Below are 2,188 nucleotides of genomic sequence, written 5' to 3'. Positions count from 1 at the left end.
CATGACCGGAATGAGCACCGAGCGGATCATCTCGGTTGTCGTGGAGCCGATGATGAAGTTCCGGATGCGCGAGTGCCCATAGGCGCCCATCACGAGCAGGCCGATGTCGTTGGCCTTCACATACTCGGCGATCACTTTCTCGGCGTCGCCCGGAATCAGAGACGCATGGGTCTCGAACCCGGCCGCGGTGAGCTTGCGGTTGGCGTTTTCGAGCCGTGAGCGCGCCTGTTCGGTGTCGCTGCCGGCGATGACAAGGTGGCAGGGCGTGCCCGGGAAGAGCTTGCCCTTGGCGATGTGGTCGACGGCCTTGTCCGCGCTGGCCCCGCCATCATAGGCGATCATGAACGCGTTGACCGGCTTGAAGGCGCGGGAGGCGACCATCACGGGTTTGCTGCTCACGCGCGCGACGCGCTCGAGGTTGGACCCCAGATGCATCCTGGCAAAGTCCGCCGCCTCGCCGCGCTTGCCCAGAACGATGAGGTCGGCATCGGCCTCGATATCCTTGAGGACCTCGACGATGTCGCCCCTCAGGAGCCTCGCTTTCGCCTGGCTGACGCCGGCTGCGGCGAGGTGCTGGACGCCTGCATCCACGATGAGCTTGCCGCGCTCCTGGGCCAGGCGCGACTTTTGCGCGTCGTGCTCGGCCAGCTCGTGCAGCAGATTGCTGCGCACGCCGAGCTCGAGGCTTCCGCTCCAGTCCATCGGGGTGTCGCTCTGCCGTCGGCCGATGACGTGCACGACATCGACCGACGCGCCGGTCTTTTCGGCCACCCAGGCGGTGTGGTCGAGAACGCTGCGTGTGTAGTCCGAACCATCGAGAAACGTGATGATCTTGGTCATGTGGCTTTCCTCCCTAATGGCCCATCAGCTTTTCCAGAGCGCCCGGCTTGTCATGGATCGCAAGCCTGTCGACGATGGTTTCGCTGGCCTCGTTCATCCCAAGAATTTCCACTTGCGCACCTTCGCGGCGGAACTTGAGGATGATCATGTCGAGCGCCTGCACGCTGGAGATATCCCAGATATGGGCGCGGCTGACGTCGATTGTAACGGTGTCGAGCACTTCCTTGAAGTCGAAGGCGTTGGTGAACTCCTCGGCGGAAGCGAAGAATATCTGCCCTTCGACGCGATAGGTCCGGTGCTGGCCATCGTCTGAGAGAACCGAGGTGATCCTGAAGATCTGCGAGATCTTCCAGGCAAAAAAGACCCCCGAGAGCATGACGCCAGCCAGAACCCCGATGGCGAGGTTGTGGGTGTAGACCACGGTGACCACCGTCGCGAGCATCACGATCGAAGAGCTTTTGGGGTGGGATGTGAGGTTCTTGATCGAACTCCAGGAGAAGGTGCCGATTGAAACCATGATCATGATAGCGACCAGCGCTGCCATGGGTATCTGGGTCACGAGGTCCCCGAGCACCAGCACCATGAAAAGCAGATAAATTCCCGCAAGCAGGCTCGAGAGCCGCCCACGACCGCCGGATTTGACGTTGATGATCGACTGTCCGATCATCGCGCAGCCGGCCATGCCGCCGATAAAGCCGGTTGCGGTATTGGCGATGCCCTGGCCGATGCACTCCTGGTTCTTGTCGGACTTGGTGTCGGTCAGATCGTCCACGATCTGGGCCGTCATCAGCGACTCGAGCAGGCCCACCACCGCAACCGCTGCCGCATAGGGCAGGATGATCATCAGCGTCTCGAAGGTCAGCGGGATCTGCGGGATCAGGAACATGGGCAGCGTGTCGGGCAGCGCACCCATGTCGCCCACCGTGCGCAGATCCATGCCCAGCGCCATGGCCAGCGCGGTCAGAACCACGATGCAGACCAGCGGCGAGGGAATGGCCTTGGTGACGTAGGGGAAGAGGTAGATGATCGCGAGGCCGGCGGCGACCATCACATAGGTCAGCATCGACACATTGGTCAGCTCTGGCAACTGGGCCATGAAGATCAGGATGGCCAGCGCGTTCACAAAGCCCGTCATCACCGAACGGGACACGAACCGCATCACCATGCCGAGCTTGAGAAACCCGGCGGCGATCTGGAGAACGCCCGCCATAACCGTGGTGGCCAGCAGATACTCGAGCCCGTGATCGCGCACCAGCGTGACCATGAGAACCGCCGTTGCAGCGGTCGCCGCCGAGATCATGCCCGGGCGGCCGCCCACGAAGGCGATCAATACGGCAATGGAAAACGA

At 62.2% G+C, this 2,188-nt stretch carries 2 protein-coding genes; both read right to left on the bottom strand.

Features of this window, described 5'->3' with window-relative positions; all coding sequences use genetic code 11:
- A partial coding sequence (locus EO136_RS12070; RefSeq protein WP_164730570.1) for a universal stress protein occupies positions 1-840 on the bottom strand: 840 nt, incomplete at its 3' end.
- A 13-nt stretch (positions 841-853) separates the two neighbouring features.
- The coding region (locus EO136_RS12065) for a SulP family inorganic anion transporter (protein ID WP_164730569.1) at positions 854-2,188 on the bottom strand (1,335 nt) is incomplete at its 5' end.

It is taken from the genome of Pelagibacterium montanilacus (assembly GCF_003992665.1).
In the GTDB taxonomy this organism is placed as follows: Bacteria; Pseudomonadota; Alphaproteobacteria; order Rhizobiales; family Devosiaceae; genus Pelagibacterium; species Pelagibacterium montanilacus.
The sequence above is the reverse complement of the archived record's forward strand: the minus strand, read 5'-3'. Positions and strand labels throughout refer to the sequence as shown.